Genomic DNA, 26,629 nt, shown 5'->3' on the forward strand with positions numbered 1-26,629 from the left:
CGTCGTGTTGTCCAAGGGCGCTGAACACATGGACGTCAACGGAGACCTGACTGGCACGACCGTGATGGTCGTGGACGATGCGGAGGCGAGCCGGTTCGCCATGGGGACGCTGCTGAGCCGTGCCGGCCACCGGGTCGTGCCGGTCGCCAGCGGCGGTGAGGCGCTCGCCGAACTCGACGTACGGCTGCGCAAGGGCACCCTCCCCGACGTGGCCCTCGTCGACGTGGGCCTGCCGGACATGAGCGGCTTCGACCTGTGCCGCCTGTTCAAGGAGCGGCCCCACACCGCCGGGCTGCCCGTCGTGCACTTCTCGGCCGCCAGTGTGGCCCCGGTCAACCGCTGCGAGGGCCTGGACGCGGGGTTCGAGGCCTATCTGAAGGTGCCGGCCGACCCGCTGGAGATCGAGGCCGTCGTCCGGGCCGCCGTGCGCAACGCACAGGTGCGGGCCGGGGACCGGGCCCTCGTACGGCGGCTGACCCTGCTGTCGGAGACGATCGTCACCATCCAGGCGGCCCGCACCCTCCAGGAACTCACCGACGCGTCCGCCGAGGGGGTCTCGCGGCTCACCGGCACACCCGCCGCCGCTTTCGTCCTCGACCAGGACGACCGGCTGTACCGCGGTCTGTCGCGGGACCGCATCCCGGTCGCGCTGCCCGACGACGGAGCCAACCGGGCGGTGGCCGCCCTGCTGCAGCGGCTCACCCGGGGGCAGGGCGGGGTGCAGCTCACGACCGTGCCCGCGCCGATGTGGCCGGCCGGCTACTTCCGGCCCGGCGTGGAGCACGACGCCCGGCTGGCGCTCGTCCGCACGCAGGACGGCAGGGCCGTGGTGTGCCTCGCGGCACCCGCGCGCGGGATGCGCCGCGCGGGCGCCGAGAGCGACGCCCTGCTGGCCCAGCTGACCCAGGCCACCGCGTTCGCCGCCGATCCGCTGCTCATGTACCAGGTGGAGCGACGTGTCGCCCTCACGCTCCAGCACAGCTTCCTGCCCCAGCCGCACAAGCTCCCCGAGCTGCCGGGCATGGACGTCGTGGTCCGCTATGTGCCCGCGTCCCGGGAGACCGAGATCGGCGGCGACTTCTACGCGGTGCTGAGGACCGACGAAGGGGTGCTGGCCGCGGTCGGGGATGTCGTAGGGCACTCGCTGGACGCGGCGACGGTCATGGTGGAGATCCGGCACGCGCTGCGCGCCTACGCCGTGGAGGACAGCGACCCGGCCGTGCTCGCGGAGCGCCTCGACCGGATGCTCCAGCGCTACCACCCCGATCTCACGGCCACTGTCTGTCTGGCGCTGATCGACCCCGGCACCGGGCGCACCCTCATCGCGAACGCGGGACACATCCCCCCGCTGATCGTCCGGGACACCGGCAGCGCCGACTACGTCAAGGCGGCCGGCCCGCTGCTCGGCGTCGGCCTGCCCCACCCGCCGGTCACCGAGCTCTTCCTGGAACCCACCGACCGGCTCCTCATGGTCACCGACGGTCTGATCGAGACCCGGGGTACCGACCTGTCGGCCTCGATGGAACACCTCCGCGCGGCCGCCGCCGGCTCCCTGTCCGGCCTCGACGCCCTGTGCGACACCCTCCTCGCCTCCTTCGGCCACGACCGGGAGGACGACATCGCGATGCTGGCACTGCGACTAGGCTGAACCCAGCTGACCTGGAACAGGAGTGCCCATGCCGCAGATCACCGTCGACCACTCCCGGACGATCACCGCCGTCTTCGACCGGGCCGGTTTCGCCCGGGCCCTGCACGAGGCGACGGTCGAGATCGCGGCGGCGAAGCCGGAGGCGTGCAAGACGCAGTTCCGGGAGAGCGAGTACACGGCTTTCGGGTACGAGGACCCCGATGAGCACGGCCACGCCGTCGTCCACGTCACCCTCGGGCTGCTCGCCGGGCGCACCGACGAGACCAAGGAGAAGCTGACCGAGGCCGTCCTGGAGCTGCTGCGCAAGTACATCGAGGACGAGCCGGGCATCGTGCTGCACGCCTCCGCCGAGGTGCGCGACCTCGACCCGTCCTACCGCAAGTTCTAGGAGGCGAGGGCGATCAGCCGGCCCACCAGGTCGGCGAACGGCCCGTCGGTCGGCTCGTCCTGGAGCATGACCCGCACCAGCGCGGCCATCTCCTCGTCATAGGCCGCGCTCACCGCGGCCAACGCGGCGAAGTCATGGACGAGTTGAACCTCCAGCTCGCCGCGCGGGATGCGCCGGCCGTCCAGCCAGATCAGCGCGGTCGACTCGGCGAGCGAGATCCAGGAGCGGACGACCAGCTCCAGTCGCGCGGGCGGCTCGGCCACCCGCAGATGCGAAAGGATCTGCTCGTACGCGGCCTGCCGTACGGAGTCGATGAGCGCGTTGGTCGCCGACGAGCCCACGGCCGGGCCGCCCCGCATCAGCGCCGCGAAACCGGGGCCGTGCTCGTCGACGAAGTCGAAGAAGCGTCGCATCACCCGCAACAGACGGGCGCCCAGCGGCCCTTCGTGCGCCTCGACGAACCGGCCCGCCAGATCGTCGGCCGCCCGCTTCAACGCGGCCTCGTACAGGCTGAGTTTGCCGGGGAAGTAGTGGTAGACCAGCGGCCGCGAGATGCCCGCCGCGCTCGCTATCTCGTCGATGGACACATCGTCGGGTGAGCGTTGGCTGAACAGTTCGAGGGCGACGCCGATCAACTGCTGCCGCCGCTCCTCGACTCCCATTCTTCGCCGTACCCCGGTAGTCATGCGAACACCTTACCGATCGGATCCGGCCCGGAACGGCCCGGTCCGGCCACGGGTGTTCACATATCCAGCACAATCCGCTCACTTCGCGACCGCGAAACGCAGATGAGCATCGAATCAGCGCGCTCCCCGTCCGTCAGCAACTCGTCCCGGTGGTCCACCTCGCCCTCCAGCACCCGCTGCCGGCAGGTCCCGCAGAAACCCTGCTCACAGGAGTACAGGGTGTTCGGCAGCTCGGCCCGCACGGCCGCCAGTACGGAGGAGTCCGCCGGTACCGTCAACGTCCGCCCGCTGCGCCGGAGTTCGACCTCGAAGGCGGTGCCCGGGGCGGCGGCGCGGGGCGTGAACCGCTCCAGGTGCACCTGCGGGAACCGCTCCTCGACCGCGGCCATCAGCCCCTCGGGTCCGCAGCAGTAGACGGCGGCACCCTCCGGCACGTCCAGCGCGTCGAGTTCGGGCGCCCCGACCACGGCGGTCACCTGATCCAGCGCCTCCAGCTCCTTGAGGAACGGCATCGACTCCCGTGTCCGCCCGCAGTACAGCAGCCGCCACCGCGCCCCGTCCGGCAGCGCCCGCACCATCGACAGGACCGGCGTGATCCCGATCCCGCCCGCGACGAAGACGTACGACGGAGCCTCGACCAGCGGGAAGCGGTTCCGCGGCCCCCGCACCTCCAGCTCCATGCCCTCGGTGATCTGCTCGTGCACCTCGCGCGAACCGCCCCGCCCGTCCGCCACCAGCCGGGTCGCCACCGTGTACGACGAGGTGTCCGCCGGGTCCCCGCACAGCGAGTACTGCCGGACCAGGCCCGACGGCAGAACGAGGTCCAGGTGCGCGCCGGGTGCCCAGCCGGGCAAGTCCCGCCCCTCCAGACGCAGTTGCACGACCCCCTCGGCGACCTCCTCGCGGGCGGCAACCAGCAGCCGCAGCGCCCGCGAGCGAGGGCGCCCGGAGACGGGCTCGTCGAGCGCGGGCATCGGCCACAGGGGCGAGGCCTGGATACGGCGGCGCATCGCCCGCCGGGTGAGGAAGGCGGCCCCGGCGACGACCGCGACGGTCAGCGGTCTGGGCATCACGCGGTGCTCTTCTCGGCGGCGACGGCGGCGGGGGAGGAGGCCAGATAGGCGACGGCCTGCTCGGTGCAGCCCTCCTGTGAGGGGTGGTAACCGCGGCTGAGATAGCGGGGGACGGACTTCAGCAGGTCCCCGGTCGCGGGCAGCGTGCCCTGCCGGCCCTTCAGATAGAACTGCTTGAAGCTCGCCCTGCCGTCGACCAGCGTCGGGTCGTTCTCCATGAAGAACCGCGCCCCGCGCTGCCACAGGAACACCAGCACCGCGAACGCCACGCCCCAAGTCCGCACCCGGCGCCGGTAGTTGCCGTCCACGTGCATGAAGAGGTCGAAGGCGACCGACCGGTGCTCGACCTCCTCGGCGCCGTGCCAGCGCAGCAGGTCCAGCATGGTCGGATCGGCGCCCCGCCGGTCCAGCTCCTCGGCGTTCAGCACCCAGTCGCCGAGGAAGGCGGTGTAGTGCTCGATGGCCGCGATGATCGCCACCCGCTCCAGGAGCCACCACTTGCGCGGCCTGCCCGGCGGCAGGGTCCGGTCACCGAGCAGCTTCTCGAAGAACCAGTCGATCTGCGCGGTGTACGGCGTCGGATCGAGGCCCTGCTCCTTCAGATGCGGCAGGACCTCGTCATGGGCCTGGGAGTGCATGGCCTCCTGGCCGATGAACCCGATGACGTCCTCGCGCAGCCGCTCGTCCTCGATGAGCGGCAGCACCTGCTTGTAGACGTGCACGAACCAGCGCTCACCGGCCGGCAGCAGCAGATGGAGCACATTGATGGTGTGCGTGGTGAAGGGATCGCCGGGCACCCAGTGCAGCGGGGTGTCGTCCCAGGAGAAGGACACCTTGCGGGCTTTGAGGTGCACCCGTTCCTGCGTGTTAGACATGGCGTCAATGTACTGGCGGGTAAGTCTGCGAGGAACCCCCGTGCGAGGACTTGTTGACGCCGGTGTCAGCTAGCGCAGCGCGTCGATCGACCGCCCGCTGTCCAGCGTCCCCTTCAGCCCGGCCTGGGTGCCCTCCTTCGTCCTCACCGCGAGGAGGTTGCCCTGTGCCGAGCCCTTGACGGCGCCCGTCGCGCTGATCGACGCCGTGTCCTTGCTCCCGGCGGCCAGCAGATACCAGGAGCCGTCCCCCGACTTCCACAGCACCCCCGCCAGGACGTTCGGATCACGCGGCCCGCACGCCGGCACGTTCTCGGCCTTCGCCGCGACCGCCCCGTACGCCCCGCCCGGCGTCCGGAACTGCGCCAGCACGCGCGTACCGCCGCCGCGCCAGGTCTCGGCGCGCGTACACAGCCATTGCGCCGTCCCGCTCGCGTCGGGCAGCGACTGCTGGGCGTACGCCCAGGCGTTCACGGTCCGCACACCCGCGGAACGCATCGCCGACAGCGAGCAGGCGTACGGCGCCCAAGTGCGCAGCGCCGCAGCGCCGGACGCCTCGCGGGTCTCGCCGGGACGGCCGGTGGTGAGGCGGGCCGGGACCAGTTCGCCGAGGTCGCTCAGCAGGCGGGTGCCGCCCTGGTCGGTCAGCTGCAGGACGTTCCAGGAGGTGCAGCTGCCGTTCTGCTGGGAGGGGCCGGCCAGCGGTGCGGTGATGCCGTCCTTCAGATCCAGGTCCATCGCACCGGAGGACGGCTTCATCAGGTCCCGCTCGGCGGCCTTCTTCACCCAAGGTGCCGTCAGATAGCGGACGTTGCCGTCGGCACGGCCCAGCACGACCGCGCCCGCCTCCGCCGAGGACGCGCCGTCGACCCGCGCGAAGTCCAGGGCGGCGCCCTGTGTGCCGTCCTTCGGTTCGGCGTAACGGGCGATGCGCAGACCGTCGTAGAGAATCACCACGCGCGCGTTGTCGACACTGCCGGCGTAGAGGAGCTGAGCCGGTCCGGAAGGGCCGCCGGACGGGGTGCCCGGAGTGGCCGAGACCTGGACCGTCTCGCCGGGGCGGGCCCAGACGGCGAGGGCGCGGCGCAGCAGGGCGGTGTCCTCGGTGAGGTCGCCGCGGGCCGGCCAGACGGAGAAGTCGTTGCGCGAGGCGGCCTGCCAGGCGGTGGCCGGAACCCGGATCACCTGGGCCGGGTCGAGGGCGGCCTGGGCGGCCGGGTTCTGCGCGTACGGCGGGGCGGCGGCGCCGTCGGGGCCCCAGCCGTCGCCCGGCAGCCCGAGCAGCGCCCCGCACACGGCGACGGCCGCGACGGCGGCGAGCGCGGCCTTCATGTGCTGGCGGCGGCGCATCAGATCGGTGGGGCGGGCCTGCAGCGAGCAGGGGTCGAACTCGGGGGAGTCGAGGAGCGCGTACTGGGCCGCGACGGTGTCGGCCTCCTCCAGCATCAGGTCCGGCTCCTCGACCCCGGCCGCCGCCAGCACCCGGCGGACATCGCCGTCCGGGAGCCGCTCCAGGCCGCGCAGGACGTAGGCGGCGCGGGCCGGGGCGGACAGGGCGGACAGCTGCTGGTCCAGGGCGAGCTCATCGGCGCCGCCCGAGCGCGGGAAGAGCCTCAGACCCCACACCTGGGGGAGCAGCGGCGGCAGCTGGGAGCGCTTGGGGCGTGCCTTGAAGGTGAGCGGCAGGCCCGCCTCCAGCGCCGAACGCAGCACCTGGAGCCGGACGAAGGCGTACCCGGGGTCGCCGTCCCGGCCGGTCGACTGGGCCGGGATCACGGGTGTGGAGGCTCGGCCCCGCGGCAGCGCGCGCTGGGTGAGGGCATGCGCGGTCAGGACCCGCCGATTGCGGCCGAGACTCGGCGGCAGTACCAGGTAGGCGAGCCGGACGAGCCGTGGGTAGTGCTCGACGAGTGCGGCCTCGGCCTGTTCGACATCGACGAACGGCTCGGGGGAGGCGGCGGCTGCGGGGCGCGGGGCGACATCCTGTGACTGCACGTTCAGCAGAACGAGCGAATCGTGCGTTGGTCACCGCCACCCGGGCGACTCAGCCGTCGGGAGCGACCAGAGCTCGTGCGTAGTTCGCCATCGACCGCTGGTAGCGCGGCAGATGGGGCGCCAGCGCGCCCAGCACGAGCGACAGGCCCTCGCGGTCCCGGCCGAGGCTGGACAGGCACAGGGCGAGGGTGGCTCGTACGGCGTCGTCCAACTCGTCGCAGGGGGCGCCCAGTTCGGGTGTCAGCAGCTTGACGCCCTCCTCTGCCTGACCGATGTTCCTCAGCGAGCTGGCGAGCTGGATCTTGGCGCGGCGGCCCTTGTAGCCGGTCAGGCCGAGCGCCAGGGCCTCGCGGTAGAGCGGCACCGCCTTGTCGGAGTGGCCGGTGGAGTCCCAGGCGCAGGCCCGCTCGAAGGGGGCGTCGGGGCTGTCCTCCGCAAGCTCGGCGACGAGAGTGTCGATCACCGCCCGGAAGTCGGCCGCCCGCTCCTGCGGATACTCGTCGAAGGTGGCCCACGCGGCCGTGACGCGCTGTTCCCAGTCCTTGTTCACCGGCACACTTTCGCACGGGTGTGCCCACTGGGGCAGCGGATTTGAGTACACCTCGCCCCGCAGCCGTATGCAAGGGGACGGGCACCCAGGCCCACGGGAAGGTTCCGGAGGAACAGATGAGGTTGACCCGACCGATGCTCGCGGCGACGGCCGCCGCCGCGCTGCTCGCGCTGGCCGGCTGCGGATCCGGCGATGACGACAAGGCCGCCGCCGTACCGGAGACGGCGACCGGCAGCCTTGAGCACCTGGCCGCCGAGGTGGGCTGCGAGCCGGCCATCCAGATCGACGCCGATGAGATCCGCCAGGCCTCGTGCCGCAAGAGCGACGCCGACGGCAAGTTCATCCTGGCCACCTTCGCCACCGACCGCGGCCAGCGCGAGTGGATCAACGGGGCCAAGGACTACGGCGGTCACTACCTCGTCGGCCGCAAGTGGATCGCCGTCGGTGAGACCCGGACGGTGACCGCGCTGCGCGCCAAGCTCGGCGGTGAGATCGAGGAGGGCCAGGACCACACCTCCCACACGGAGAGCCACCCGACGGGCCACTGAACGCACAGCACGAGACATGAGAGAGCCGGCGGTGGGAATCCCACCGCCGGCTCTCTCATGCTCTAGCTCACTGGCACCGCTGGCCGGTGTTGATGCAGTTGACCATCTTGTTCATCGTCCTCTTCGAGAAGAAGTTGATGAAGTCGTTGTGGTCGGTGATCGGCTTGTGCAGGTTCTCCGGGAAGGTGTCCACCGCGTACGGCTTCACGACCTGCCCGTTCTGGATGGTCGGGGCCGGAACGTTGTAGACCAGCCGGACCTGGAGCTGCGGGATCGCCTTGAAACCGTTGGCGCAGGTGCCGTCCGCCTGGACGAACGCCACGTGCGTACGGTGGTTGGCGCTGTCGATGTTCTGACCGTCCCAGCAGCTCTGGAAGTTGGTCGTACGGACCACCTGGCTGCCCTGCGGGCAGATCGGGTACTTGTCCTTCAGCTGCACCTTGTTCTCGAAGCCGGTGCAGCTCCAGTTGACGTTCGCGTTGGCGTTGCCGTTGACGAAGGCCTTGGCGTCACCGGTGATGATGCGCAGGGCCGTCGGCATCGCGACGACATTGCCCTTCTTGTTGCCGACGAACTTCAGCTGGGCCTGCGCGGGCTGGAGGATCTTGCCCGAGTTGCCCTCGGTGCCACCGCCGGCCGCGTTCTGGTCGAAGTCCTGCGTACCGTCCTGCAGACGCAGCACCGGCCAGAAGTACGACGACTTGTCGCCCTGGTTCTGGCAGGTGGTCTGTGCCGCCGCCAGTTCCTGGTCGCTCGCGAAGGCGTCGTTGCTCTGGTTGCCGACGTAGTCGTGCAGGTGGTGGGCACCGTTGGAGACACCGGGCGCCACGATCACGTTGTCCGTGTTGTGGTTGTCGTTGCCGTTGGTGCCGCACTTGGTGGTGAAGGTGCCTCGCGAACCCGACTGGCCGTTGGCCGGCAGACCGTTCGCGCCGACCCCCAGCTGGGCGTTGGGCTGGACCTTCGTGATGTCCACGAAGTCGGCGGCCGTCGGGCCGTTGCCGCCCTGGCCGTTCTGCTGACCGCCCTGCTGGCCGCCGTTCTGCTGACCGCCGCCCTGCTGCTGGCCACCGCCCTGCTGCTGACCGCCCCCTTGCTGCTGGCCACCGCCCTGCTGGCCACCGGTCTGGCCGGCGTTGGGCTGCGGCTGCTGGGCGGGGACCCCGGTGCACGCGGCGAGCTGACGGAGGTCGGTGTTGGCACCGCCGGCCCGCTGGATGTTGATCCGGATCCGGTCCAGCGCCGCGCCCCGCTTCTCCTTGAGCGGGCCGAGGATCGCGTTCTGCACGAACCCCGGGTCGTTCGCCTGCGCCTGACGGGTGGAGGCGAGCCGGGCGTAGGCCTCGGTGATCTGCTTGTCCAGGTTCGCCAGCTCCGTACTCACGCCGGACCGGGCGCCGTTCGGGATGTTCGTCAGCTTCTGGCCGACGTCCGGGCACTGGATCGTGGCGATCTGCGCCCCGGCGGCCTTCACCTGGTTCTGTCCCGACCCCGACTCATGCGCCGAGGCATAGAAGTTCGCCCAGACAAGCCCGCCCCCACCGAGCGCTAGGGCTGCCGATCCCGCGACGACCTTGGTGGTCATCGACGTACGGCGCTTTCGAATGTTGCGTCCCATGGAACTCCTCTGACTTCCTTGCGGGGCTTCGAGGCGCCCGACAGGAGTGAAGCGGCGTCGTTCCATACGGGCGTGACCCCAGGGGTGTTCAGCCGTCTCACAAACAAATCAGAGGATTACTCGGCCGTCAGGCCTCAACAGCCGCCTGAACAGCGGAGGTTACAGAAAATCAGCACCTGTTCACCGGCCCTGGTCCAGATAGGCGAGGACCGCCAGAACGCGTCGATTGTCGTCGTCCGACACTTCAAGGTCCAGTTTGGTGAAGATGTTGGAGGTGTGCTTGGCAATGGCCCGTTCTGTGACCACCAGCTGTCCCGCGATCGCCGCGTTGGACCTTCCCTGCGCCATCAGCTCCAGCACCTCCAGTTCGCGCGGGGTCAGCCGCCCGAGGGGCTGATCGGCCGCCGCCCGCCGGGTCAGCAGCTGCTGGATCACCTGCGGATCCATCGCCGTACCGCCCGCCGCCACCCGGTGCACCGCGTCCACGAACTGCGCCGCGTCGAACACCCGGTCTTTCAGCAGATACCCCACCCCGCCGGTCCCGTCCGCCAGCAACTCCCGCGCGTACAGCTGCTCCACGTGCTGCGACAGCACCAGCACCGGCAGTCCGGGCCGCGCCCGCCGGGCGTCGAGCGCGCACTGCAGCCCCTCGTCGGTGTGCGTGGGCGGCAGACGTACGTCGACCACGGCGACGTCCGGCTCCAGCTCGGCCAGCGCACGGGCGAGCTCGGGGCCGGACTCGACGGCGGCGGCGATCTCGAAGTCGTGGGCTTCCAGCAGCCGGACCAGTCCGTCACGCAGCAGGAACAGGTCCTCGGCTAGGACAACACGCAAGGGATCTCCATGGTCACCATGGTGGGACCGCCCGCGGGGCTGCTGACGGCCAGGACGCCGTCGAATGTACCCAGTCGCCGCTCGACACCGGCCAGCCCCGAGCCCGCCCCGATCACCGCGCCGCCCCTGCCGTCGTCGGTGACGGTGATCCGCAGCATCCCCTCGGCGTGATGCAGATCGACCCAGAGCCGGTCGGCACCCGAGTGCTTCACCGCGTTGGTGAGCACCTCGCTGATCGCGAAGTACGCCGCCGACTCCACCGGAGCGTCCGCCCGCCCGTCCAGCTCCACCGTCACCTCCGAGGGCAGCGGCAGCCGCAGCGCCAACGCCCGTACCGCGTCCCCGAGTCCGCGCTCGGCCAGCACCGGCGGATGGATCCCGCGCACCAGGTCGCGGAGTTCGGCGAGCGCGTCGACGGAGGACCTGCGGGCCTGCGCGAGCAACTCCCTCGCCTTCTCCGGGTCCTTGTCGAGCAGTATCTCGATGGTGCCGAGGTCCATGCCCATCGCGACCAGCCGGGCCTGCGCCCCGTCGTGCAGATCCCGCTCGATGCGCCGCAGCTCGGCGGCGGAGGAGTCCACGGCGTCCCGCCGGGTCTCGGTCAGCACCCGTACCCGCTCGGCGAGTTCACCCTGATTGGCGCCGAGGACGGTCTTGGTGAGCCGGAAGTGCGCCTGGAGCGCCCGGGGCGCGAAGAAGTGACCGAAAAAGAGGATGACGAGCCCGAGACCGGCGGCGAGGAACGCCGTGCCCTGCCCGGTGACCGGGACGAACCCGTACCAGTACCCGTCCGGGAACACCCGCCACAGCCCCGCCGCCAGGGCGAACCCCTCCAGGGGGTAGATCACGAGCACCGCCGGCAGCAGAGCGGTCACGAAGCCCGCCGTCATGTCGACCGGCAGCCACCGCAGGTCCCGCCAGGTCGCCGGATCGCGCAGCATCGAGAAGGTACGCGTCCACGGGTCGAATCCACCAGGCTCCTCCGGCACCGGCCGGTACGCCGCCGGAATCCGCACCCCGCCCCACTCCGCCGCGAGCACCCGCCGCCAGTTCGCGAACGCCCGTACCCCCGTCAGTACGTACGGCGTGGTGAAGATGCCGACCCCGATCGGGATCAGCGCGATGGACACCAGGGAGAGCGTGAAACAGAGCACGGCCCCCGGCAGCGCGATCAGCGCCAGCCCGAGCCCCCGAAGTGCCGCCCGCCCGATGCCTTTTGCCCTTGCGCGACCGCTGTCGCCGCTGCCGTTCCGCGTGTCGATGTCCATGGCAGCAAGTCTGGCCGAGGGCCGGGACGGGGGCACGGGGCCTGGACACCGGGTCAGGGGGTGGTGCTGGGTACACCCCCGTCGCCGCCCAGCAGCTTCGCCTCCACCTCCGGGTCCAGCCCCACCACGGGCCGGTCGGGCCGCTGCGGCGCGATCCCGCCGATGCGCTGGAGCCAGCTCCAGGTGTCGCCCACGGTCTCCTCGACGGCCCGGCAGCGCAGCCCCGCCCCGATGGCCCGCGACACATCGCCCCCGTGCAGCGCGGCATGCAGCTCGCTGTCCGGCGGCACCCACACCGGCAGCTGCGTCCACGGCTCGATGCCCGCGCCCAGGATCACCTCCGGGTCGGTCCACCGCAGCTCGGCGGCGCCTCCGGTCACCTGCGAACAGGCGTCGAGAAGGCCGCCCATGGTGGTGTGTCCTGGCTCGCTCATCAGGTTGTAGGGACCGCTCAACTCCCCTTCCACGGCATCGAGGACCCACTCGGCGAGATCGCGGACATCGACGTACTGCAGCGGCAGCTCCCGTGGCCCGGGCGCGAGCACCGGACCGCCCCGGGCGATCCGGTTCAGCCACCACGGCAGCCGCCCGATGTTCTCGTACGGCCCCAGGATCAGCCCCGACCGGACGAGCAGCGAGCGGTCCGCGCCGAAGGACCCGGTCGCGGCCAGCTCGCCGCCCAGCTTGTCCCGGGCGTAGTCGGTCTGCCCGGCGTCGGCGGAGGCGCCCGCCACCAGGGGAGCGTCCTCGGTGTAGCCGACCGGCGGGGCCCAGGCGTACACCGAGCAGCTCGACACATACACGTACCGTCCGGCGTGACCCCGCAGCAGTCGCGCCGAGTCCCGTACGACGGAGGGCGCGGCGGACCATGTGTCGACGACGGCGTCCCACGTGCCCTCGGCCCCGTTCGCGGCCTCTTCGAGGGCGGTGAGTCCGTCGGGCGCGGTGCGGTCGCCGTGCAACGACCGCACCCCCGTCACGGGTGCGTGCCGTCCGCGATGGAAGACGGTCACGTCCCAGCCGCGCCCGAGCGCCGCCTCGACGACGGCCCGTCCCACGAACTCCGTACCACCCAGCACCAGAAGTCTCATGGCACAGACTCTGCACGCCGAGGCGGCCGCACGGTACGGATATCTGCCGTCAGCAGACGATGCGGCGGACGACAGGCGCCGTCAGCGCGAGGCCAGCGTGAGGTCAACGCCCGGCCGGGGGAGCGTACTTGTAGCCCACCCGGCGGATCGTCTGGATGGCCTGCCGGTTCTCGGCGCCCAGCTTGCGGCGCAGACGGGCGATGTGGACGTCGACGGTACGGCCGTCGCCCACGTGGCCGTAGCCCCAGACCGTGGTGACCAGCTGGTCGCGGGTGTGCACCCGGTGCGGGTGTGCGACGAGGTGGGCCAGCAGCTCGAACTCCAGGTAGGTGAGGTCGAGTTCGGTGCCGTTCACCTCGGCGGTGCGCTGGACGGTGTCGATGCGGACGAGCGGGTCGCCGTCGGCCTCACCGTCCTGGCCCGCGAGACCCGCGGCCGGGTCCGGGAGGAGCGGCGGCTGCTGGTCGGCCGGGACGAGCACCAGGTAGCCGATCATCGGCGGCTGACCCGGCAGCGTGGGCAGGGTGTGCTGGGGCGCGGGCAGCCAGGTGGCACCCGGCGGCAGGAAGTCCACGACGCTGGGCACGTCGTTGGGGCCCACGGCCCGCAGTCGATGCCGTGGGCCGCTCTCGGACGGGGTGGGGAGAGCGGCGGTGGGCAGGGAACGAGTGGTCGCCATGAGAAGTCAGCTCTTTTCGCGCGAGAAGGTTCGTCGGTGGACGTACGTCGACTGCGCGCTGGCCGAAGGCCGAGGGGGTGTCCGGCTTTAGAGGGCCTGCGCGTTCACCGCGCGGCAACACACCCGGTCGAAGTCATGGTGCTGACGAGACGGCCAGAACGGCTCAAGGTCATGGCGACCTGTCGCACTGGGGTTCCGGAAGCTGGCCATGCGCCCATTGAAGCAGACACAGCCCCGCAACAGGAGACTCCTCTCACTGCTTGGACGCTTCCTTGACGCGAATCCGAGCGTGGTGTGCATCACCCCACCAGGCGTTTGTGCCAGACCAGCGGGGTGACGTCGATCGCCTTGCCCGGATCGCCGTCCCACTTCGTGGACAACCCGGCGGCGTCGAGTGCGGCCACGACCTCGCGTCCGACGGCGGTGGTGGCCTCAGGGGAGTGCTCCAGGCCGCCGTAGTAGAGCGTCAGGCCGTGGCCCTCGGCCGCGCTGCGGGTGCACTGGTAGTGGAAGAAGACGAAGCCTCGGGCGCCCTCCGTGGCCTCCATCTCGTTCACGATGTCCCCCGTGCCGCAGCTGCGGCAGCAGGTGAAGTGCTCCCGGGCGACGATCCCGGCGCGCTCCAGCGCCGCGAACGCCCCCTCCAGCCGGTCCGGATCGGTCGGCCCGGTCCAGCTCCGCTGCTCCTCGACCCGCTCCAGCCACCGGCGCTCGACGATCTGCTCGGCCTGCGCCGGGGTCAGCCGGTCCTCCACGAGGTAGACGGTCTCCCGGACGATGGCGGCGATGTCGAGGTAGCCGTCGGCGAGCATCTCCCGCACATGGAGTTCGGCCTGCGCCGCGACCTCGGGATCGGGTGCGGGAACCGGCGCGGGCGTCGGCAGCTCGTCGCGCTCCCAGACGACTCCCGTGTCCCAGCCCTCCTCCTGCCGCGCCCAGCGCACCATGACGTCCGCGACGAGGTCCGGGTCCGTCACCTCGGTCACCCACATATGGGGGACGGAACCGGTGCGGTGCTGGAACTCGTAGACCCCACCCGGCTCATGGGCGACCTGGATGAACACCTTCGGCCGGTCCGGTATCCGCTGCACGATCAGGAAGTGGTCGCCGCTGCCCCCGATCCGGTGCACCAGCTCCCGCAGCCGCTCGGCGGAAATGCGCCGGTGCGTCTCGTGGTTCTCCGTCTCGACCTTGATGTCGAGCGAACCCCCGTCGATCTTCATGGCCCCACCATGCCACGCCCCACCGACAATGCACCGAGGGGCGCCCACCACGAAGGTGGACGCCCCTCAGGAGCTGGGCGGGATCAGACCTGGCCGGCCTTCTCCAGCGCGGTGCAGCAGGTGTCGACGATCAGCCGCGTCACGACGTACGGGTCGACGTTGGCGTTCGGACGGCGGTCCTCGATGTAACCCTTGCCGTCCTTCTCGACCTGCCACGGGATACGGACCGAGGCACCGCGGTCCGAGACACCGTAGGAGTACTTGTCCCACGGAGCGGTCTCGTGCAGACCGGTCAGACGGTCGTCGATGCCGGCGCCGTAGTTCTTGACGTGGTCGAGGGGCTTGGAGCCCTCACCGAGCGACTCGCACGCGGTGATGATCGCGTCGTAGCCCTCGCGCATCGCCTTGGTGGAGAAGTTGGTGTGCGCACCGGCGCCGTTCCAGTCGCCCTTGACCGGCTTGGGGTCGAGGGTCGCGGCGATGCCGAAGTCCTCGGCGGTGCGGTAGAGCAGCCAGCGGGCCACCCACATGTGGTCCGAGACCTCGAGCGGGGACAGCGGGCCGACCTGGAACTCCCACTGGCCGGGCATGACCTCGGCGTTGATGCCGGAGAGGCCGAGACCGGCCTTCAGGCAGTTCTCCAGGTGCGCCTCGACGACGTCACGGCCGAAGATCTCGTCGGAGCCGACGCCGCAGTAGTAGCCGCCCTGCGGGGCCGGGAAGCCGCCCTTGGGGAAGCCGAGCGGGTAGCCGTCCTTGAAGAACGTGTACTCCTGCTCGATGCCGAAGATCGGCTCCTGAGCGGCGAACTTCTCGGCGACCTCGGTCAGCGCCGCACGGGTGTTGGACTCGTGAGGGGTGAAGTCGATGTTGAGGACCTCACACAGCACCAGGATGTCGTCGCCACCGCGGATCGGGTCCGGGCAGGAGAAGACCGGCTTGAGCACACGGTCCGAGGAGTGCCCCTCGGCCTGGTTGGTGGAGGACCCGTCGAAGCCCCAGATCGGCAGCTCGGCACCCTTGGCGTCGTCGGCCATGATCTTGGTCTTCGAACGCAGCTTGGCCGTCGGCTGGGTGCCGTCGATCCAGATGTACTCAGCCTTGAAGGTCACGGGCCACATCCTTCGGGGGTGGGTCTCTAGGCGCACGCGGGTGCTGCGGCGTTGCGGCACTGAAACGCCGCGCTTGATGCCCGGCAGCCTGTCAACAGCCGATTTCCCGATCATTGCTCCAATGTGAACCCCGTGTTACCTGGCGCTTCTGTGGCCCGTCTCACGCCGTGAGGTCCCCCACCGTGCCCGAACGCACGCAAAAAGCCGGCAGAAACCCCAGCTCACGACCGCACGAAGAACCACTACGGACGACTCGTATGCGATGGGGTTGCGCTGCTCTCCGTGCCCGGACGTGCCGGTCCTGCTGCTCGTGGCCGCGAGCAGCAGGACCTGTGACACGTACGAGGCGATGGCGAGGGCGCCGGACCCGGCCGCCGCCTCAGCGGTTTCCTACGCCCTCGGCCTCACCCCACCTTCTCGATCACGGCCCGCCGGATGAGGAACTTCCCCGGCTCACGGACCTGTTCGAAGGCGGCGTTGTTCAGCAGCACACAGCTGCCGGAGACCGAAGTGACCTCCACCGTCGTGGACTTGTTGTTGTCCAGGTTGGTGACCTTCAGCTTCGTCCCCGCCGGGAACTGGTTGCTGGAGGCGGCAGGCGCCCCGCCCTCGCCGGAGAGCGTGACGGTGGACCCGTTGCAGACCTGCTGCCCGGAGGCGGCGGCACCGCCACCGGCGTTCCCGTTCCCGTTCCCGTTCCCGGCGCCCCCCGCGGCCGCGGCCGGCGAACTCGGTGCCGCAGGTGCCGCCGGAGCCGCCGGCTGTGCCGCCTGGGAGCCCTGAGCCGACTCCCCAACGGCGCACCCGGACGCCTTCTGCTGCACCTTGATCTGCTCGATGACCGCTTCCCGGTTGGCGATCCGCGCCGCGGACTGCGCGTCCGGATCGGCCCGCTGGCCGTCGATGAACTTCTGGTTGTTGCCGAGAGCGGTGGCGAGCCCTTGGCATACGACGGAGTCCGCCGCCTTGGTCTGCGGGGCCTGCGAACCCTGCGAGGCATTGGAGGTGCTCGCCATCACGAAGGCCCCGCCGCCCGCCACCGCCGCCGCACCCACGAACAGCGCGACCTTCTTGCCCGTACTGACAGTTCTCCTGCGCGACATGCGCGCCTCCTGAGAGGTAGGGGAGCGTACGCCGCTATGTACGAGATACCGAACGAAGTTACTCAGCGGTTACAGGAGTCACTCAAGTAACCTGCGTCACACGGCACTTGGATCCTCGTACGCCACGACGTTGTCGTTGCCGTACCGCAGGAGATCCTCGGTCTGCTCGGTGATCGCGGCCTCGTCGGCCTCCGATCCGTCCCCCCACTGCCCGTTGGCGAACACCACGGACCGCACGGTCATCACCCGCCGGAACACCCCGGCCGACCCGGGCGGCACCGTCGGCAGCCCCGCCGACGGCGGTGGATCGAGCGACACCACCTGATAGGTCACCGGGTCCATCGAGGCCATCCCGAACACCGTCGACGCGTCCTGCACGGTCTTGAAGCTCAGCACGGTCACCGTCACCTGCGACCGCCGCTCGGCGTCGGTGAACAGCGCGGCGGTCAGCCGCTCGCACCCCTGCCCCTGCGCGATCAGCGCCGCGAGCTCGGGCGCCATGCCCTCGGAACAGTCCTCGGTGCTGACCAGATCGACCCGCTCGTACCGGGAACCGTCGCTCAGCCGGACGCTCTTCTCGGGAAAGGCCTGCTCCGGCCGGATCACGGGCCGGGCGAGCAGCGAGGGGAGGGAGGAAGGGGCGTCGGAGGGCAGCGAGGCCGTGACGGACGGGACGACCGGCGCGGTCGAGGAGGGGGAGGCGGCGGCCGTCCCGCCCTCGTCCCCGCCCGCGTACATCACACCCCCCGCGGTGATGGCGGCGACGAGCACGACACCCACCCCCGCGGCCACCGCCCGCCGGTTGCGCCGACGCCGGCGTATCCGCTCCTGCTCGACCACCCACTGGGTGTACGGGTCCATGGCCCCGTACGGCGTTCCTTGATCACCGAAGGTCATGGCGGCGGAGGGTAACAGCGCCGACGCCCTCAACTCCCGCCGCCGGACAATCACTTGCCTAACGGGACAGAGCATCCCGTACGGCTTCGTCGGTGCGCCCGATCACCGCCGTGCCGTCGTCCGCGGTGATGATCGGCCGCTGGATGAGCTTGGGGTGCTCGGCGAGCGCCTTGATCCACCGCCCTTGCGTCGCCTCGTCCCGGGCCCACTCCTTCAGTCCGAGCTCCTTGGCGACGGCTTCCTGGGTGCGGGTGATGTCCCACGGTTCGAGCCGGAGCCGGCCGAGCACGTCCCTGATCTCGTCCTCGCTCGGTACGTCCTCCAGATAGCGGCGGACGGTGTACTCGGCACCCTCGGCATCGAGCAGGCCGATCGCACTGCGGCACTTGGAACAGGCCGGGTTGATCCAGATCTCCATGCCGCCCACGGTACCGCTTCGCTTGTTCGAATTTTTCCCGCCTCGCCCACAGCTCGCAGAAGTACCGTGAAGGGACGTCAAATTAACTGCTGACCAGGTCATTTGATGACCCTTGCGGACTCCCTGGATGTCAGTGGCAGGCAGTAAACTGGAAGCAGTGTTCGAGGGTGTCGCCGGGTCCCCGGCGGACGCCCTGACCGCGACAGGAGGATGCCTGTGCCCGCTGCCGCACTGAAGCCGTTGCCCACCCAGTCGACCGCCCAGCACCCGGTGCTGCTGGACCTGCCGTACGCACCCGTGGAGAAGCGCCCGCTGCCGCCGGGCCGCCCTCGCGAGTGGTACATCACCCACAACCGCCGCCTCAAGGCGATGCGGCTCGCCATCGCCCTGCTCGACTCGGGCGTGTACCTGCCCAACCAGGCCCGCAACGAGAAGATACGGAGCACGGCGGAGACGATCGGGGTCCATCCGCCGTCGGACACGACGTGCCACATGGTGCGGGCGTTGATGCGCTACTCCCGGTGAGGGGCTGAGCCCCCTCCGGTGCCGGTGCCGGGCCTCGTCCTCGTCCTCAGCCCGTTCGGCGTTTGAGGGCGAGGCCTCCCAAGGGCCGGATCGGGGCCTGGGGGCGGCAGCCCTCAGGAACCGGGACTGCAGGGGCAGCGCCCCTGCGGACGGATGAGACGGACGGGACGGACGCGACGGGTAGGGGCGGCGGGGGCGAGAAACGCCCGGCCCGCACCCCTGCCCGGTCGACTCCCGCTACCTGGCCAACTCCCGTTACCCCGCCAACTCCCGTTCCATCGGCGTCCGGAACCGCGGCGTCACCCGAGCCGCCCCCAGCCACCCCCGCAACCGCTCCGCCGCCACCCCGATCGCCGCCTCGGCCTCGCGCCCCACACCCTCCTTCTCCAACAGCCGCCACACGATCTCCCCGTCGGCCCGCTGGGCCCAACCTCCCACCACCCGCCCGTCCCACCACACGGTCGGCCCCACGTTCCCGCTGCCGTCGAACAGCAACGGCCGTAGTTCCGGCGCCAGATACCAGTCCCGGTGCTGCCACCCCATCGCCGTCGGATCGAGCCCCGGCAACAGCGCGGCCCACGGCTCCACGGCCCCGGCCACCGGCCCGGCGTCCCCGGCGACGACCCACCCCGTGCCCTCGTCGAGACGCACCGACTCCGCACCGATCGCGCCCAACGCCCGCCGTACGTCGGTCACCTTCCACCCGGTCCACCACTTGAGGTCGTCCTCGGTGGCCGGCCCGCAGGCCGCGAGCCACCGCCCGAGCAGGGCCGCCTGTGCCTCGGCGACATCGAGCTCGGGATGCGGAGGTGCCGGCGCCCACCGGAACTGCGTGGAGGTCCACGACCCGAGCGGCCGCCCCCGTACGACCTTCCCCTCGGTGCCCAGCACCCTCAGCAGCCGTGTCGAGACGGTGTGCACACCCTCGTAGCTCTTCCCGGCCGCGTACACGAACTGCTCCCGCAACCGGGGCTCGTCCTCGGCGAGTTCGGCCGCGGTCGCCTGTCCGCGCCGGGCGAGCGCGGCGAGCGCCGACTCCTCGACCTCGGCCAGCCACCCGGCATCCGGCGCCCCGGCCTTGGCCATGTCCTTGACCAGCGCGGCCCGTTCCCGTGCGGCGACGGTGAGTCCGGTCGAGGCATGCACGACAGCGGTCAGTTCCGTCGGGAAGACGAACACCGTCCGCCGCATGCCGTGCATACGGACCAGCGCACGGTCGTCGTACAACGCCCGCTCGGTCTCACCCACCGTCTTCTGCGGCTCCGCCAACCGCGCCCCCACGGCCAGATACACACTCGCCGGATCGGTCCCGTGCAGCGCGACGAGCCCCCGGGCGACCTCCTCCGGCGTCGCGACCCGGGCCGCCCCCGCCAGCAGCTGCCGCACCCCCAGCCGGGCCCGCCGCTCAGCGACCCCGACGTACCGCTGCGTCCCGCCACCCATACAGGCCTCCACCCGTCACGCCGTCCTCAGGGCATCCTCCCCGACGGCACTGACAATCGGCGGGCACCGGAGAAACCGGCGACAGCCGGAGGCGGCCGTGGCCGTGGCCGTGGTCGTGCCGCCGGGTGTTGTCGGGCGGGGCGGGGGAGGCGTCGGGAGCTTGTGGGGCACGGGGCCGGCAGCGGGCGCACCGGCTGGCAGGGGGTGGCACGCGCCGCAGGGGTGGCACGGACCGTACGGGATGGCACGTGCAGCAGGGGGTGGCACCGTCGGCATGGCCTGGCACGCGCCGCAGGGGATGCCATGGCGTGGCCCGGCTCTCCCGTCCTCCCGTCACCCGATCGCCGTACCCGGCATGCGCCCGCCCCCGTCCCACGCTTCCCTGCGATCAGGAGGTGGCGCGGCGGACCGGGAGGCGTGATGCACAGGCAGGGCGGCGGATGAGCACCCCAGGAACCCCTGCCGACCGTGCCGCCCAGGGCCGTGCCGCCCGTAAACGCGTCGCCCGCTCCGCGCATGCCGTATGGATCCCCGGCATCGACCGCCCGGACCCGGTCGCCGTGCTGGAGCGTCAAGGCAGGGACCGGCTACCGGAGTTGCTGCCGATCCGGTACGGCCGGATGACCGCCTCACCCTTCGCCTTCCTGCGCGGTTCCGCCGCGGTGATGGCCGCCGACCTCGCGGCGCAGCCGCACACCGGCCTCACCGTGCAGCTGTGCGGCGACGCCCACCTGCTGAACTTCGGCCTGTACGCCTCACCCGAGCGCGCCCTCCTCTTCGACCTCAACGACTTCGACGAGACGTTCCCCGGCCCCTTCGAGTGGGACGTCAAACGGCTCGCCGCGAGCGTGGTCGTGGCCGCCCGGGAGAACGGCCACTCCGAGGCGAAGGCACACAGGGCCGCGGTGGAGGCGACGGCCGCGTACCGCACGTCCATGCGCCGGCTCGCACGGCTCGGTGAACTCGCCGTCTGGTACGAGCGCCTCGACGCCGACGCCCTGCTGCCCCTCGTCCGCTCCGCCCGGCACCGCAGGCGTGTGGAGTCGAGCCTGACCCGGGCCCGCCGCCGCACCAGCCTCCAGGCCCTCGGCAAGCTCACTGAGGTCGTCGACGGACGCCGTCGCATCATCCACGACCCACCGCTCCTCGAACCCGCCGGCGCCCCCGACACGGCCGCCCTGCGCAAGATCTTCAGCGACTACCGCTCCACCCTCTCCGAGGAACGCCGCCTCCTGCTCGACCGCTACCGCTTCGTCGACGCCGCCCGCAAGGTCGTGGGGGTGGGCAGCGTGGGCATGCGCTGCTTCATCGTGCTCCTGGCCGGCCGGGACGCGGACGACCCGCTGTTCCTGCAGATCAAGGAGGCGCGGACGTCCGTACTGGAGGAGTACTTGCCACATGGCCCGTACGTCCACCCCGGCCACCGCGTGGTCGCGGGCCAACGCCTCCTCCAGGCGGCGAGCGACATCTTCCTGGGCTGGATGACCGGCCCCCAGGGCCGTGCCTTCTACTGGCGCCAGCTCCGCGACATGAAGGCCTCCGCCGACGTCGCCGGCATGACCCCCGCCGGCCTCACCGCCTACGCCCGCCTCTGCGGCACCGCCCTCGCCCGGGCCCATGCCCGCTCCGGCGACCGCGTCGCCATCGCGGCCTATCTCGGCGCCGCCGACACCTTCGACCGGGCGATCGCCGACTTCGCCCACACCTACGCCACCCAGACCACCAAGGACCACGCCACCCTCAACGCCGCGATCGCCGCCGGCGTACTCAGAGCATCCCCTGACCTCTGACCACCCTTCCCGGCCCCGACGCACCCCTGATCGCCCGGTACGGAGGGGGCCACGATGCACTCCCCACCACCCCCTCATCGCCCCCGGCCCAGGCCGAGACTCAGGCTGGCCTGCTCGCCCCCGTCGCCCCCGTCGGCTGCGCCGCGAACGCCGCTGATCCGTCCGTGACCGCCCCTGCCAGCCGCGCCGCGATCGCTGCCGACGTGGTGCGAGCGACCCCTGAACTCCGACCAGACATCCGTCACCCGCCCCCGGCCAGGCCCACCTCCGCCCACCCACCCCACCTAGCCTGCGCCACCCACCCCACCCAGCCTGCGCCACCCACCCCACCCAGCCTGCGCCCACCCATCCCACCCAGCCTGCGCCACGCACCCCACCTAGCCTGCGGGCATTCGTGCCGCCTAGGCGGCACGGGTGGGCGCAGGCGGCACCCCGTCACGCCGGGCTGCGCACCCACCCCGCCCCAGCCCTCACCCCGGGCAACCACTCGCCCCCGGACAACGCACACCCACCCGACGGGCACCCCGCCCCGCCCAAGTCCCCGTCGCCACCCCCGACCGCCCCGCCGCGGGCCTCTCGCCCACGCCTTGCTCCCCCCGACCAAACCCCGGACAAGCCCCGACCAAACCCCGGACAAGCCCCCGTCCCCCCACCCCACCCCCTCCCGCCCAAGGCATACGCTGACCCCGTGGAGCACACCGCGGACGACCACTTCGATGTCGTCGCCGTAGCCGCCTCCGCCGGTGGTATCACCGGGCTGGTCACGGTGCTCGGTGACCTGGGGGACGGGCTTCCGGTGCCCGTGCTCGTCGTGCAGCATCTCGATCCCCGGCACCGCACGGTCATCGCCGAGGTGCTGGGGCGCCGTACGCCGTTGCGGGTGAAGCTTGCCGAGGAGCATGAGCAGGCCGTCGCCGGCACCGTCTACATCGCCCCGCCCAACCGGCATCTGCTGGTCGCTCCCGGTGGCCGTCTCGCCCTCACCGACACCGAACTCGTGCACTTCGTGCGGCCCTCCGCCGACCTGCTCTTCGAGTCCGTCGCCGGAGCGTACGGGCCACGGGCCATCGCCTGTGTGCTCACCGGGACCGGGAGGGACGGAGCGATGGGCGTGGACGCGGTCAAGCAACGTGGCGGCACCGTGATCGTGCAGGACCCGGCGACGGCCGAATTCAAGGGCATGCCGGAGGCGGCGGTGGGTACGGGCAAGGTTGACTTCGTGCTACCTCTGGAGGAGATCGCCGCGGTGATCCGCGGACTCGTCGAGACCAAGAGGCAGTAACGGCAGTGGTGGCAGGTATGGGCGAGGGACCGGCGGACACGGAGACCGACGAGGAACTGGAAGAACTCCTCGGCTTCCTGAGGGATGCCCGCGGCTTCGACTTCACCGGGTACAAGCGGTCCTCCCTGGGCCGCCGTATCCGCAAACGCATGGCCGACGCGGAGGTGGAGTCGTACGCCGACTACCGCGACCGGCTGGAGACCAACGCGGGTGAGTTCAACGCCCTGTTCAACACCATCCTGATCAACGTCACCTCCTTCTTCCGCGACCCCGAGGCCTGGACCTTCCTGCAGCGCGAGGTGCTCCCGGAACTGCTCGCCCAGAGCGGTACCGACGAGGAGATCCGGGTGTGGAGCGCGGGCTGCTCCAGCGGCGAGGAGGCCTACTCCCTGGCGATCATGTTCGCCGAGGCGCTGGGCCTGGACGAGACCCTGGAACGCGTCAAGATCTACGGCACCGACGTCGACGACGAGGCCCTGCGCGAGGCCCGCTCGGGGCTGTATCCGGCCAAGGCCCTCGCCGCGTTCGACCCCGAACTGCGCGAGAAGTACTTCGAGCCGAACGGCGTCCGCTTCGGCTTCCGCCCCGATCTGCGCCGCCGGGTCATCTTCGGCCGCCACGACATCACCCGCGACGCCCCGATCTCCCGCCTGGACCTGCTGCTGTGCCGCAACACGCTGATGTACTTCAACGTCGAGGCGCAGAACCAGATCGTCGACCGCTTCCACTTCGCGCTCCGCGAGGGCGGCTTCCTCTTCCTCGGCAAGGCGGAGATGCTGCTCAACGACTCCGAGCGGTTCGATGTGATGAGCATGCGGCAACGGGTGTTCCGGCGCCGCCCGGGCAGTTCCGCGTCGCCGTACCAGCCCGCCCCGGTGATGAAGGCCCGGGCCGGTGCGAGCGGTGAACTGCACTCGGTGGCCCGTCACCGGCAGATGCGTGACCTCATCCTCGACGCCGCGCCCAGCGCCACCGTGGCGGTCGACGCGGACGGTGTCGTCGTGCACGTCAACAGCCATGCCCGTGCGCATTTCGGCCTCACCCCGAACGACATCGGGCGCCCCTTCCAGGATCTGGAGATCTCCTATCGCCCGGTGGAACTGCGCTCCATGATCGAGCAGGCCCGTCATGAACGGCGCACGCTGCGCGTCAACGGCGCCGAACGCCGGGCCGGCGAGGACGTGCAGTACTTCGACATCCTGGTCCAGCCGCTGGCCGGCCCCGACGGACTGGCCGCCGCCACGACCATCACCTTCAACGACGTCACGGTCGCCACCCAGCTCAAGGCCGAGATCAAGCGGGTGCGCGAGGACCTGGAGACGGCCTACGAGGAACTCCAGTCCACCAACGAGGAGTTGGAGACCACCAACGAGGAACTCCAGTCGAGCATCGAGGAACTGGAGACCACCAACGAGGAACTCCAGTCCACCAACGAGGAGTTGGAGACCACCAACGAGGAACTCCAGTCCGGCAACGAGGAACTGGAGACCATGAACGAGGAGATGCGGCTGCGCTCCGAGGAGCTCGACGAGGCCCGCACCTTCCTGGAGGCGGTCCTGACCTCCATCGCCGCCGGAGTCGTCGTCCTCGACCAGAACCTGAAGGTCAAGAGCTGGAACCGGGGCGCCGCCGACCTGTGGGGTCTGCGCCCCGAGGAAGTCGTCGACCAGGACTTCTTCGACCTGGACTTCGGACTGCCCACCGAGAAACTGCGGGACACCGTGCAGCGCTGCCTCGACGCCGGCGGGCGCGGCACCCCGGAGCCGGTGACGGCCGTGAACCGGCTGGGCCGGACCATCACCTGCATGGTGCAGTGCAGCCCCTTCGACGGGCACCACGGCGGGGTCGTGCTGCTCATGGAAGAAGGCCGGACAGACACCTCCGCCCAAGCAGGCGGGGCGTAGGATTCCGGTATGGCCAAGGGAGATGGGCCCCTGGAACATCCGGCCTCCGCCGAGCGAAGGGCCGCTGCGGCGCGCGCACGCTTCGCACACGAGACCGCCAACGCCGAGCGGCACGAGCTCCTGGCGGGTCAGGCCGTCTCCGAGCCACTCAGGAACATGCATGTGCGGATCGCCGCGCTGCACCGGTCGAGTGCCGACTGCCACCGGACCGCGGCCCGGCTCCAGGACGAGTACCTGGCCCGCCTGGCGGACTGGGCGGTGGGAGGCGACGTCCCCGAACCCCTGTTCATGAGCGGGGTCGCGGAGGCCTGCGGCACCAGCAGTGCCGCCCTCACCCTGGTCGGCGCGACCTTCGACGACCTCGCCCTGGCCGCGTCCGACGAACCGTCGCGGGCCGCCCAGGAGTTGGAGTTCCTGCTCGGCGAGGGCCCGGCCCGGGACGCCACACGCGGGAACCGCCCCGTCTCGGCGTCCGGCCGGTCCCTGGCCGAGCGCTGGCCCGGCTACGGCCCGGCCGTCCTGGAACTCGGCATCCTGGAGGTGGCCGCCGTACCGCTCTCCATGTCGGACATCTGTGTGGGCGCCCTCGCCGTCTTCGACCCCGGTCCCGGAGTCATCGGTTCGACCGCCTTCATCCGGATCGCCGAGGCGCTCACCCGCACCATGATCCTCAGCCGGGACGCCGATCCCGGCCTGTACGGCGCCACCGATCTGCGGCTGGCGGTCCACCAGGCGGCCGGTATGGTCGCGGTCCAGCTGGAGTGCGGGGTGCACGACGCGCTGGAGCTGATCAAGGCGCGGGCGTTCACGGAGAACACCTCCGCGGGCTTCGTGGCGACGCGCATCATCAGTGGTGAGCTGCGACTTGGCTGAGGCGGGGGAGCGGCCGGGGGCGGACAGGGGAGATTACGGACGGGGGCCCGTGGCCGACGTCCGAGAGGGGAAGCGAAGCTCATGAGCATGCCGGTGTCGCAGCAGCAACTCGCGCAGGCCTTCGTCGACCTGGCGGCCTGCGAGGTCACCGAACCCGACCGGCTGCTCGCGGTGCTCGCGGAGCACGGCAGCGGGCTGCTCGGCAACGTTGCCGCGATCGTGCTGTACGCGCCCGACGAGCGGGCGCCGGTCGAATTCGCGGGAACCGGGGAGGAGTTGATCCGGTTGGCGCAGGACGCCGTCGAGTGGGGCGAGGGCCCGGGGCCGCAGGTCCGCCGCACCGGCCGCCCGCTTCCGGACACCGCGCTCGACGCCGAGGCGACCCGCCGCGACTGGCCTCGCTACACCTCCCGCGCCCTGTCCCTGGGCTACGGACGGGCCGCCGCGCTTCCTCTTCACGTCGGCGCGGAGACCCAGGGTGCCCTGGTGCTGCTCGGTCGCGGCCGCACCCCCCTCGACCCCGCCCTCCTGGACCTCGCCCAGTGCCTCACGGACGCCGCCGGCTGGGCCCTGGAGCGCGACCGCGCCCTGCGCGAGAGCCGGGCCCTGGCCGACCAGCTGGGCCAGGCCCTGACCAGCCGCATCATCATCGAACAGGCCAAGGGCATGCTCGCCGCCCGGCTCTCCGTCACGGTCGACGAGGCCTTCGACATCCTCCGCACCCATGCCCGCTCCCAGCGCCGCCGCCTGCCGGAGGTGGCGGGCGAGGTCGTACGCAGGCAACTGGACCTGCGCCCCACCCGCTGAGC

At 71.1% G+C, this 26,629-nt stretch carries 25 protein-coding genes; 9 read left to right on the top strand and 16 right to left on the bottom strand.

Going from position 1 to position 26,629, the window contains the following annotated elements; genetic code table 11:
• The first annotated feature begins 28 nt into the window (after positions 1 to 28).
• Entirely contained in the window at positions 29 to 1,648 is a 1,620-nt protein-coding gene (locus tag PH203_RS02110) for a fused response regulator/phosphatase (protein WP_289915388.1), read from the top strand.
• 28 nt (positions 1,649 to 1,676) lie between these two features.
• A complete protein-coding gene (locus PH203_RS02115) occupies positions 1,677 to 2,036 on the top strand; it encodes an isomerase (protein WP_289915390.1) in 360 nt (119 codons plus the stop codon).
• On the opposite strand, the gene PH203_RS02120 is transcribed toward PH203_RS02115, so the two are convergent.
• The 5 genes from PH203_RS02120 to PH203_RS02140 all read right to left on the bottom strand — a co-directional run bounded on the left by PH203_RS02120 (position 2,033) and on the right by PH203_RS02140 (position 7,212).
• On the bottom strand, positions 2,033 to 2,722 hold the full coding sequence (locus tag PH203_RS02120) for a TetR/AcrR family transcriptional regulator (RefSeq protein WP_289915392.1): 690 nt from the start codon (positions 2,720 to 2,722) through the stop codon (positions 2,033 to 2,035). The genes PH203_RS02115 and PH203_RS02120 overlap by 4 nt on opposite strands.
• Positions 2,723 to 2,778: 56 nt before the next feature.
• Positions 2,779 to 3,792, bottom strand: a complete 1,014-nt coding sequence (locus PH203_RS02125; protein WP_289915396.1) for a PDR/VanB family oxidoreductase — start codon at positions 3,790 to 3,792, stop codon at positions 2,779 to 2,781.
• Positions 3,792 to 4,670, bottom strand: coding sequence for a metal-dependent hydrolase (locus PH203_RS02130; RefSeq protein ID WP_289915398.1), 879 nt, complete (start codon positions 4,668 to 4,670; stop codon positions 3,792 to 3,794). The genes PH203_RS02125 and PH203_RS02130 overlap by 1 nt, the downstream gene beginning before the upstream one ends.
• 69 nt (positions 4,671 to 4,739) lie before the next feature.
• A complete protein-coding gene (locus PH203_RS02135) occupies positions 4,740 to 6,662 on the bottom strand; it encodes a hypothetical protein (protein ID WP_289915400.1) in 1,923 nt (640 codons plus the stop codon).
• Between the two features lie 49 nt (positions 6,663 to 6,711).
• Entirely contained in the window at positions 6,712 to 7,212 is a 501-nt protein-coding gene (locus PH203_RS02140; RefSeq protein WP_289915402.1) for a tetratricopeptide repeat protein, read from the bottom strand.
• Between the two features lie 116 nt (positions 7,213 to 7,328).
• On the opposite strand from PH203_RS02140, the gene PH203_RS02145 reads away from it, so the two are divergent.
• A complete protein-coding gene (locus tag PH203_RS02145; protein ID WP_289915404.1) occupies positions 7,329 to 7,760 on the top strand; it encodes a hypothetical protein in 432 nt (143 codons plus the stop codon).
• 67 nt (positions 7,761 to 7,827) lie between these two features.
• On the opposite strand, the gene PH203_RS02150 is transcribed toward PH203_RS02145, so the two are convergent.
• From PH203_RS02150 to PH203_RS02200, 10 genes are all read right to left on the bottom strand, one after another.
• Complete coding sequence (locus PH203_RS02150) at positions 7,828 to 9,378, bottom strand: DUF1996 domain-containing protein (RefSeq protein ID WP_289915406.1); 1,551 nt, start codon at positions 9,376 to 9,378, stop codon at positions 7,828 to 7,830.
• A gap of 180 nt (positions 9,379 to 9,558) precedes the next feature.
• A complete protein-coding gene (locus tag PH203_RS02155; protein ID WP_289915407.1) occupies positions 9,559 to 10,212 on the bottom strand; it encodes a response regulator transcription factor in 654 nt (217 codons plus the stop codon).
• The gene (locus PH203_RS02160; RefSeq protein ID WP_289915408.1) at positions 10,197 to 11,480 is read right to left on the bottom strand and encodes a sensor histidine kinase; all 1,284 of its coding nucleotides are present in this window, start codon (positions 11,478 to 11,480) and stop codon (positions 10,197 to 10,199) included. The genes PH203_RS02155 and PH203_RS02160 overlap by 16 nt, the downstream gene beginning before the upstream one ends.
• Before the next feature lie 53 nt (positions 11,481 to 11,533).
• Positions 11,534 to 12,571 carry an SDR family oxidoreductase gene (locus PH203_RS02165; protein ID WP_289915409.1) on the bottom strand — a complete coding sequence of 346 codons (1,038 nt, stop codon included), beginning with the start codon at positions 12,569 to 12,571 and terminating at the stop codon, positions 11,534 to 11,536.
• A 103-nt stretch (positions 12,572 to 12,674) separates the two neighbouring features.
• A complete protein-coding gene (locus tag PH203_RS02170) occupies positions 12,675 to 13,250 on the bottom strand; it encodes a winged helix-turn-helix domain-containing protein (protein ID WP_289915410.1) in 576 nt (191 codons plus the stop codon).
• A gap of 299 nt (positions 13,251 to 13,549) precedes the next feature.
• The gene (locus PH203_RS02180; protein WP_289915413.1) at positions 13,550 to 14,473 is read right to left on the bottom strand and encodes a hypothetical protein; all 924 of its coding nucleotides are present in this window, start codon (positions 14,471 to 14,473) and stop codon (positions 13,550 to 13,552) included.
• Positions 14,474 to 14,556: 83 nt separating this feature from the next.
• The gene (gene glnII / locus PH203_RS02185; RefSeq protein ID WP_289915414.1) at positions 14,557 to 15,585 is read right to left on the bottom strand and encodes a glutamine synthetase; all 1,029 of its coding nucleotides are present in this window, start codon (positions 15,583 to 15,585) and stop codon (positions 14,557 to 14,559) included.
• Between the two features lie 404 nt (positions 15,586 to 15,989).
• Positions 15,990 to 16,688, bottom strand: a complete 699-nt coding sequence (locus PH203_RS02190; protein WP_289915415.1) for a hypothetical protein — start codon at positions 16,686 to 16,688, stop codon at positions 15,990 to 15,992.
• A 96-nt stretch (positions 16,689 to 16,784) separates the two neighbouring features.
• A complete protein-coding gene (locus tag PH203_RS02195; protein ID WP_289915416.1) occupies positions 16,785 to 17,585 on the bottom strand; it encodes a hypothetical protein in 801 nt (266 codons plus the stop codon).
• A gap of 58 nt (positions 17,586 to 17,643) precedes the next feature.
• Positions 17,644 to 18,003 carry an arsenate reductase family protein gene (locus tag PH203_RS02200; protein WP_289915417.1) on the bottom strand — a complete coding sequence of 120 codons (360 nt, stop codon included), beginning with the start codon at positions 18,001 to 18,003 and terminating at the stop codon, positions 17,644 to 17,646.
• A 216-nt stretch (positions 18,004 to 18,219) separates the two neighbouring features.
• Between PH203_RS02200 and PH203_RS02205 the strand changes: the two genes are divergently transcribed.
• Positions 18,220 to 18,528 (top strand): hypothetical protein, encoded by a 309-nt coding sequence (locus PH203_RS02205; RefSeq protein ID WP_289915418.1) that lies wholly within the window; start codon positions 18,220 to 18,222, stop codon positions 18,526 to 18,528.
• Positions 18,529 to 18,783: 255 nt separating this feature from the next.
• On the opposite strand, the gene PH203_RS02210 is transcribed toward PH203_RS02205, so the two are convergent.
• A complete protein-coding gene (locus PH203_RS02210) occupies positions 18,784 to 19,971 on the bottom strand; it encodes a winged helix DNA-binding domain-containing protein (RefSeq protein ID WP_289915420.1) in 1,188 nt (395 codons plus the stop codon).
• Between the two features lie 440 nt (positions 19,972 to 20,411).
• On the opposite strand from PH203_RS02210, the gene PH203_RS02215 reads away from it, so the two are divergent.
• The 5 genes from PH203_RS02215 (at position 20,412) to PH203_RS02235 (ending at position 26,627) form a co-directional block, all read left to right on the top strand.
• Entirely contained in the window at positions 20,412 to 21,761 is a 1,350-nt protein-coding gene (locus PH203_RS02215; protein WP_289915421.1) for a DUF2252 domain-containing protein, read from the top strand.
• A 688-nt stretch (positions 21,762 to 22,449) separates the two neighbouring features.
• On the top strand, positions 22,450 to 23,043 hold the full coding sequence (locus PH203_RS02220; RefSeq protein ID WP_289915422.1) for a chemotaxis protein CheB: 594 nt from the start codon (positions 22,450 to 22,452) through the stop codon (positions 23,041 to 23,043).
• 17 nt (positions 23,044 to 23,060) lie between these two features.
• Positions 23,061 to 24,947 (top strand): CheR family methyltransferase, encoded by a 1,887-nt coding sequence (locus PH203_RS02225; protein ID WP_289915423.1) that lies wholly within the window; start codon positions 23,061 to 23,063, stop codon positions 24,945 to 24,947.
• Positions 24,948 to 24,956: 9 nt separating this feature from the next.
• Positions 24,957 to 25,820, top strand: coding sequence for a GAF domain-containing protein (locus tag PH203_RS02230; RefSeq protein WP_289915424.1), 864 nt, complete (start codon positions 24,957 to 24,959; stop codon positions 25,818 to 25,820).
• Between the two features lie 81 nt (positions 25,821 to 25,901).
• Positions 25,902 to 26,627 carry a GAF and ANTAR domain-containing protein gene (locus PH203_RS02235; protein WP_289915426.1) on the top strand — a complete coding sequence of 242 codons (726 nt, stop codon included), beginning with the start codon at positions 25,902 to 25,904 and terminating at the stop codon, positions 26,625 to 26,627.
• Positions 26,628 to 26,629 lie beyond the last annotated feature (2 nt).

The organism is Streptomyces sp. S.PB5, assembly GCF_030403745.1.
Taxonomy (GTDB): domain Bacteria; phylum Actinomycetota; class Actinomycetes; order Streptomycetales; family Streptomycetaceae; genus Streptomyces.

Coding starts and splice junctions, on each gene's coding strand:
- PH203_RS02110 (WP_289915388.1), top strand. CDS start 29: ATGGACGTCAACGGAGACCTGACTGGCACGACCGTGATGGTCGTGGAC.
- PH203_RS02115 (WP_289915390.1), top strand. CDS start 1,677: ATGCCGCAGATCACCGTCGACCACTCCCGGACGATCACCGCCGTCTTC.
- PH203_RS02120 (WP_289915392.1), bottom strand. CDS start 2,722: ATGACTACCGGGGTACGGCGAAGAATGGGAGTCGAGGAGCGGCGGCAG.
- PH203_RS02125 (WP_289915396.1), bottom strand. CDS start 3,792: ATGCCCAGACCGCTGACCGTCGCGGTCGTCGCCGGGGCCGCCTTCCTC.
- PH203_RS02130 (WP_289915398.1), bottom strand. CDS start 4,670: ATGTCTAACACGCAGGAACGGGTGCACCTCAAAGCCCGCAAGGTGTCC.
- PH203_RS02145 (WP_289915404.1), top strand. CDS start 7,329: ATGAGGTTGACCCGACCGATGCTCGCGGCGACGGCCGCCGCCGCGCTG.
- PH203_RS02150 (WP_289915406.1), bottom strand. CDS start 9,378: ATGGGACGCAACATTCGAAAGCGCCGTACGTCGATGACCACCAAGGTC.
- PH203_RS02160 (WP_289915408.1), bottom strand. CDS start 11,480: ATGGACATCGACACGCGGAACGGCAGCGGCGACAGCGGTCGCGCAAGG.
- PH203_RS02165 (WP_289915409.1), bottom strand. CDS start 12,571: ATGAGACTTCTGGTGCTGGGTGGTACGGAGTTCGTGGGACGGGCCGTC.
- PH203_RS02170 (WP_289915410.1), bottom strand. CDS start 13,250: ATGGCGACCACTCGTTCCCTGCCCACCGCCGCTCTCCCCACCCCGTCC.
- PH203_RS02180 (WP_289915413.1), bottom strand. CDS start 14,473: ATGAAGATCGACGGGGGTTCGCTCGACATCAAGGTCGAGACGGAGAAC.
- PH203_RS02190 (WP_289915415.1), bottom strand. CDS start 16,688: ATGTCGCGCAGGAGAACTGTCAGTACGGGCAAGAAGGTCGCGCTGTTC.
- PH203_RS02195 (WP_289915416.1), bottom strand. CDS start 17,585: ATGACCTTCGGTGATCAAGGAACGCCGTACGGGGCCATGGACCCGTAC.
- PH203_RS02200 (WP_289915417.1), bottom strand. CDS start 18,003: ATGGAGATCTGGATCAACCCGGCCTGTTCCAAGTGCCGCAGTGCGATC.
- PH203_RS02210 (WP_289915420.1), bottom strand. CDS start 19,971: ATGGGTGGCGGGACGCAGCGGTACGTCGGGGTCGCTGAGCGGCGGGCC.
- PH203_RS02215 (WP_289915421.1), top strand. CDS start 20,412: ATGAGCACCCCAGGAACCCCTGCCGACCGTGCCGCCCAGGGCCGTGCC.
- PH203_RS02225 (WP_289915423.1), top strand. CDS start 23,061: ATGGGCGAGGGACCGGCGGACACGGAGACCGACGAGGAACTGGAAGAA.
- PH203_RS02230 (WP_289915424.1), top strand. CDS start 24,957: ATGGCCAAGGGAGATGGGCCCCTGGAACATCCGGCCTCCGCCGAGCGA.
- PH203_RS02235 (WP_289915426.1), top strand. CDS start 25,902: ATGAGCATGCCGGTGTCGCAGCAGCAACTCGCGCAGGCCTTCGTCGAC.